Here is a 6,288-nt window from a genome sequence, read left to right as displayed (position 1 = left end):
GCGCGTTCGACAGCGGGCCCGCCGCCGAGATCAGGCTGTGCCGCAGCCTGCCCTGGATCACGTGCCGGACGCCCGCCCATCTCATATGCCGAGATTTTGAGCCACGGGTCGGGACAACCCGCCGAACCGCGGGTAACCTCGCTGTAGTCATGCGGCGCTTCGTGGTAATCCTTCGCTGCCGCAGCGGGGCCTGATCATCGGCAGGCCGGCACCCGCTGCGGAGGCTCTGCCTGGCCGTGAGTCCGATGCCGAGCCGGACCGTGCGAACCACGGCCCTCCGGCGGCCCCTCTGGCCACCAGCCCAGCGATCGGAGCATTCCAACATGAACGAGACCCGGAACAACGCCCCCGCCGAAGACGCCCAGGAAGAAGCCGCCCGCGCCCTGCAGACGGCCCTGGACAGGAGAGCTGATTAATTCTTCTCCTCCTTCGGGCCTGAAGGCCCTCCATCGTCGAAGAATTGCGGCGATCGCTGGCATCGCTCCGTCTCGCCTGGCGGCTCGCTGCGCGATCAGGTTCTCGCTTCGCTCGAACCTGCCTTCGGACGCGATCGCAACCCGTGAGGTCGTCGCGTGGTTGCGGAGCAGGCTGAGGCGGTCGCAGTAGCGGGTTCGGTCAGCGAGTCGGTGCCGCTTATCGGTCTGTCAGGAGTTGGCGGGCGGCCGCGCTTATGGGCCCGGGGGCGTTCGCAGGTCCTGATACGTCGCGTTTGGCTGTCGCTGCGCGATCAGGTTTTCGCTTCGCTTGAACCTCGCCGCGATTGCAGCCTTTGAGGTTGTTGCGTGGTTGCGGAGCAGGTTGAGGCCGTTGCCGTGGCGGGTTCGGTCAGCGAGTCGGGTGCCGCCTAGCGGGCTGCCACGGGATCGGCGGGTGGCCGCGCTTTTGGGTCGAGGGCACCCGCTACGTCGCGTTCGGCGGTCGCTTTGGTGAACCTGCCTTTGGACGCGGTCTCAATCATCGAGTTCTTGGTTTGCCGACGCGCGGCCCGCTGGCGTGTTGCTGGGCTGGGTCTAAAGGGCGATCTCGGGGTCCTTTGTCAGGTGCTTGCTTCGCTCGACCGTGCCTTCGGGTCCGGCCGTCGCGGGATGGTGTTGCTGTCGACGTCGAGGTGCTGGACGGATCAGAGCCGGGCTCCCCGGAGGGTGCGGGAGGCCGTCGTTGCGGCGGAGCGCGCGGCCGCGGGTGTGATCTGGGTTACTGCCGTTCATGGGGCGTGGGGCCGTTTCGTCTTCTGTTGGTGAGCGCAACGAACGGAGACGTCATGAAGATCTTCATCGCCGGAGCGTCGGGTGCGATCGGCGGCCACCTCGTTCCCCAACTGGTGGCGCGCGGACACGAGGTGGTCGGCACCACCCGCTCGGCCGCCAAGACCGCCGCGCTTCGGGAACTGGGCGCCGAACCGGTGATCGTCGACGCGCTGGACCCCGACTCGGTGGCCGACGCGGTGGCCAGGGCCGAGCCCGAGGTGATCGTCCACCAGCTCACCGCGCTGAGCGGACCGGCGGACTTCCGGCACGTGAAGCGGATGGCGGCGGCCACCGACAGGCTGCGCACCGAAGGCACCGACCACCTGCTGGCCGCCGCGCGCGCCGTCGGCGTCAGCAGGTTCGTGGCGCAGAGCAACGCGATGTGGATGGAGCGCACCGGCGGGCCGGTCGCCGACGAGAACGGCCGGATCGAGCCGAATCCGCCCGCGGACATCGAGAGGTCGGTGGCCGCGCTGCGCCACCTTGAGGAGGCGGTGACCGGCATCACCTGGGGCGACGGGATCGCGCTTCGCTACGGTGGCTTCTACGGGCCGGGGACCGGCATCAGCGCCGAGCCGGACGCCGTGATGACCGAGCAGATCGGCAAGCGGAAGTTCCCGATCGTCGGCGGCGGTGGAGGAGTGTGGTCGCTGGTGCACATCACCGACGCCGCGTCCGCGACGGTCGCGGCCATCGAACGCGGCAAGCCCGGGATCTACCACGTCGCCGACGACGAGCCGGCACCGGTGCGCGACTGGCTGCCGGAGCTGGCCCGCGCGCTCGGCGCCAAGCCGCCGCGCCGCGTTCCCGCCCTGGTCGTGCGCCTGCTGGCAGGCAAGGGGCCCGTTGACCTGATGACGCAGGCCCGCGGCGTCTCCAGCGAGAAGATCAAGCGCGAACTGGGCTGGGCGCCGCGCTACCCGACCTGGCGAACGGGTTTCACCGAGGGGCTGAGGTAGTCCGGCGTGTCCACCACCGACCTGTACGACGAGCTGCGGCCGCGGGCGTTCGCCATCGCCTACCGGATGCTCGGCAGTGTCAGCGAAGCCGAGGACGTGGTGCAGGAAGCGTTCCTGCGGCTGCACGAGACCCTGCGGCGCGATGAGCGGATCGTGTCGCCGCGGGCGTACATCGCCACGCTGGTCACCCGGCTCGCCATCGACCAGTTGCGCTCAGCGCGGGCGCGGCGGGAGCAGTACGTGGGCGAATGGCTGCCGGAACCGCTGGCCGCCGATCCGTCCCCCGACGAGCACGCGGAGACCTCCGACTCGCTGTCACTGGCCTTCCTGGTGCTGCTGGAGAGCCTGTCGCCGCGGCAGCGGGCCGCGTTCCTGCTGCGGGAGGTGTTCCAGTACCCCTACGGCGAGGTCGCCGAGATCATCGGCACCGACGTGGACGGCGCGCGGCACCTGGTGGCGCGGGCTCGCCGCCGCGTCCAGGAGCACCGGCCGCGCTACCACGCCACTCGGCGGCAGCGACTGCAGCTGGCCAGGCGCTTCTTCGCCGCCGTCGAGCAGGGTGACCTGCGGGCGTTCGAAGAGCTGCTGGCGCAGGACGTGGCCCTGCACGGTGACGGCGGCGGCAGGGTTCCGGCACTGGGGCGGCCGGTCAACGGACGGCGGCGCGTGGCCCACGTGCTGGCGGCGGTGGTGCCCGTGCTGGCCCGCGCCGGTGGCGTGCGCTTCCACGTCACCGAGGTCAACGGCCAGCCGGGCGCCCTGGTGTTCGACACCCGGGACCTGCTGGTCGGGGTGATAGGGCTGGAGATCGCCGACGGCAGGGTCCAGACGCTCCACTCCATCGTCAACCCTGACAAACTCCAGCACTTCGACCGGGTCGGCGACATCGGCGTCCTGGTGCGTGAGGGCCGCCGAACCGCCGGCGACGGCTGAGCCTCCGCGCCCGGGCGTGTCGACGCACCCTTGCCGGCGAGCAGAAGGGGGCGCCGATGCGAGACTGGGGGAGTGACGGGCGATGTGAGCAGTGCCGAGGTTCGTAGCGTGCTGGGGCGCGTTGCCGGACTTGGGCCCTACTTCGAGCTCGTCGCGGAGGGGGTCTCGGGCGAGGCTGACTGGGGGGCCTTTCCTGGGGGCGCCGAGCGGCTGCGGGAGGTCGTCCGCGACCATGCCGGGCGGCTCGGGACCGATGAGACCCGGGTGGCGGCCTCGCTGCTCTTCCAGGGGCTCGCGGCGCGGGTGTGGTCGCCGGTCGTCGCCGCGGCCGCGCTCGGGGTCGTCCCGGATCTTTCGGGGGTGCGGTGGCGGTGGGCGCCGGGAGAGCCGATCATGCTGGGGCTCGCCGAGGTGCGCGGACGGCGCGTCGGGAGCGTGGCCGAGGCCGTCGAGATCGTCCATCCCGTGGTCGTGGACGGGCTGCTGCGGCCGCTGCGGGATGCGATGCTGGACTTCGTCAGGCTCGCGGACGGGCTGGTCTGGGGCAACGCGGCCTCGGCCCTCGCCGGGAGCCTGAACGTCGGGGCCGCCGATCCGGGGCGCACCGCGATCGTGCGGGCGCTGCTCGCGCGGGAACCGCTGGCCCGGGCCGGATCCTTCGGGCCGCGCGGGTTCGTCCGGAACAACTGCTGCCTGTACTACCGCGTCCCTGGTGGCGGCATGTGCGGTGATTGCGGGCTCGCGCGCTGAATGCCCGCGATGTGAGACGAAAGCCCAAGCACTGAGACGTTTGCAGTAGAGTGCGCGCATGGCTTCGCGCAGCATTCGTCTGGCCGTCATCCCGGGGGACGGGATCGGCCCCGAGGTGGTCGCCGAGGGACTGAAGGTCCTCGACGCCGTGTCCGGCGACCTCACGTTCGAGCAGACCTCCTACGACCTGGGCGCCGCGCGGTGGCACCGGACGGGGGAGACGCTGCCCGACTCGGTCCTGGAGGAACTGCGCGAGCAGGAGGTCATCCTGCTCGGCGCCGTCGGCGACCCGAGCGTGCCGAGCGGCACGCTGGAGCGCGGGCTGCTGCTGCGGACCCGGTTCGAGCTGGACCACTACGTCAACCTGCGCCCGGTGAAGCTGTTCCCGGGCGTCAGCACCCCGCTGGCCGGCGTGACCCCGGACGACATCGACATGGTCGTCGTGCGGGAGGGCACCGAGGGCCCGTACACCGGCGTCGGCGGCGTCCTGCGCAAGGGCACCCCGCACGAGGTCGCCACGCAGGAGAGCGTCAACACCGCCTACGGCGTCGAGCGCGTCATCCGTTACGCGTTCGAGGTCGCGGCGTCGCGGCCGCGCAAGAAGCTCACGCTCGTCCACAAGGACAACGTGCTCACCTTCGCCGGTGACCTCTACCAGCGGACCCTGAAGCGGGTCGCCGAGGAGTACCCGCAGGTCACGACCGACTACTGCCACGTGGACGCCGCCACGATGTTCTTCGTGAGCCAGCCGCGGCGGTACGACGTCATCGTCACCGACAACCTGTTCGGCGACATCATCACCGACATCGGCGCCGCGATCGCCGGCGGCATCGGGCTCGCCGCGTCCGGGAACGTCAACCCCGACCGCACCGCGCCGTCGATGTTCGAGCCGGTGCACGGCAGCGCCCCCGACATCGCCGGGCAGGGCAAGGCCGACCCGACCGCCACGATCCTTTCGGTCGCCATGCTGCTCGACCACGTCGGCGAGGGCGACGCCGCCCGCCGCGTCGAGCAGGCCGTCTCGGACGACCTGGCCGAGCGCGCCGCGCTGGGCGCCCGGTCCACGTCCCAGATCGGCGACGCGATCGCCAAGCGAGTATCCGGCTAGGGGCACGCCGCCTCCGGCCAGACCGGGCGTGCCCTCGCGGCGCGCCCGGTTTTCCGTATGCGCCGCGCGTGGAGGAGCAGGTCTAGACGAAGTAGGACAATGGGGACTAGGAAGCCGATGCGGCGATGGGGCCGCCTGGGCCATCCGCGAGAGGACGAGACCGCGATGAGCGACACCCTGGAATTCGAGATCACGCGCACCGAGCGGCCCACGACCGCCGAGGACCGCGCGCGGATCCTGGCCGAGCCCGGTTTCGGCCGGCACTTCACCGACCACATGGTCACGATCCGGTACTCGGCCGAGCGCGGCTGGCACGACGCGAAGCTCGAACCCTACGGGCCGATCCCGATGGACCCGGCCTCGCAGGTGTTCCACTACGCCCAGGAGCTCTTCGAGGGCCTCAAGGCCTACAAGCAGCCGGACGGTTCGATCGTCACCTTCCGGCCGTACATGAACGCCGCGCGGATGAACCGGTCCGCCCGGCGGATGGCGATGCCGGAGATCCCCGAGCAGCTGTTCGTGGACGCCGTCGAGACGCTCGTCCGCACCGACAAGGACTGGGTGCCCGACACCGAGGGCCACAGCCTCTACCTGCGGCCCTTCATGTTCGCCACCACGCGGGCGCTCGGCGTCAACAGCCCGGCCCACGAGTTCCTCTTCATGGTCATCGCGTCCCCGTCCGGCCTCTACTACCCGCGCGGCATCAAGCCCGTCTCGGTGTGGCTGTCGCAGGACTACACCCGCGCGGCGCCCGGCGGCACGGGGGAGGCCAAGTTCGGCGGCAACTACGCCGCGTCCTTCGCCGGCCAGGCCGAGGCCGTCGCGCAGGGCTGCGACCAGGTCGTCTGGCTCGACGCGGTGGAGCACCGCTGGGTCGAGGAGGTCGGCTCGATGAACCTCATGTTCGTCTACGGCTCCGGGGCGCGGGCCCGGCTGCTCACCCCCGCGCTCACCGGCACCCTGCTCGCCGGCGTCACCCGGGACTCGATGCTCAAGCTGGCGCCCGACCTCGGCATCCCCACCGAGGAAGGCAAGATCAGCATCGACGAGTGGGAGGCGGGCTGCGCCTCCGGCGAGATCACCGAGGTGTTCGGCTGCGGCACCGCCGCGATCATCAGCCCGGTCGGCCGGGTCAAGGGCCGGGACCGCGAGTGGACGATCGGCGACGGCGAGCCCGGCGAGATCTCGATGCGGCTGCGCCAGGAGCTGGTCGGCATCCAGTACGGCACCCGTCCCGACCCCTACGGGTGGGTCCACAGGATCGTCTGATCGGTGCGCCGGCGGCGCGCGC

5 protein-coding genes are annotated in these 6,288 nt (G+C 71.2%); all 5 read left to right on the top strand.

Going from position 1 to position 6,288, the window contains the following annotated elements; all coding sequences use genetic code 11:
• Window positions 1-1,261 precede the first annotated feature (1,261 nt).
• Window positions 1,262-2,206 (top strand): NAD(P)-dependent oxidoreductase, encoded by a 945-nt coding sequence (locus AB0K37_RS08770; protein ID WP_363976914.1) that lies wholly within the window; start codon window positions 1,262-1,264, stop codon window positions 2,204-2,206.
• A 6-nt stretch (window positions 2,207-2,212) separates the two neighbouring features.
• A complete protein-coding gene (locus AB0K37_RS08765) occupies window positions 2,213-3,139 on the top strand; it encodes an RNA polymerase sigma-70 factor (RefSeq protein WP_363976911.1) in 927 nt (308 codons plus the stop codon).
• 108 nt (window positions 3,140-3,247) lie between these two features.
• Entirely contained in the window at window positions 3,248-3,889 is a 642-nt protein-coding gene (locus tag AB0K37_RS08760; protein WP_363976908.1) for a (2Fe-2S)-binding protein, read from the top strand.
• A 58-nt stretch (window positions 3,890-3,947) separates the two neighbouring features.
• Window positions 3,948-4,997, top strand: coding sequence for a 3-isopropylmalate dehydrogenase (locus AB0K37_RS08755; RefSeq protein WP_363976905.1), 1,050 nt, complete (start codon window positions 3,948-3,950; stop codon window positions 4,995-4,997).
• Window positions 4,998-5,162: 165 nt separating this feature from the next.
• The gene (locus AB0K37_RS08750) at window positions 5,163-6,266 is read left to right on the top strand and encodes a branched-chain amino acid aminotransferase (RefSeq protein WP_363976902.1); all 1,104 of its coding nucleotides are present in this window, start codon (window positions 5,163-5,165) and stop codon (window positions 6,264-6,266) included.
• The last annotated feature ends 22 nt before the right edge of the window (window positions 6,267-6,288 follow it).

It is taken from the genome of Actinomadura sp. NPDC049753, from assembly GCF_040674655.1.
In the GTDB taxonomy this organism is placed as follows: domain Bacteria; phylum Actinomycetota; class Actinomycetes; order Streptosporangiales; family Streptosporangiaceae; genus Spirillospora; species Spirillospora verrucosospora.
This window is presented reverse-complemented; position numbering and strand designations above follow the sequence as displayed.

What these genes read in the sequence shown, in the direction of transcription:
- AB0K37_RS08770 (WP_363976914.1), top strand. Translation starts at nt 1,262, where the DNA reads ATGAAGATCTTCATCGCCGGAGCGTCGGGTGCGATCGGCGGCCACCTC.
- AB0K37_RS08755 (WP_363976905.1), top strand. Translation starts at nt 3,948, where the DNA reads ATGGCTTCGCGCAGCATTCGTCTGGCCGTCATCCCGGGGGACGGGATC.
- AB0K37_RS08750 (WP_363976902.1), top strand. Translation starts at nt 5,163, where the DNA reads ATGAGCGACACCCTGGAATTCGAGATCACGCGCACCGAGCGGCCCACG.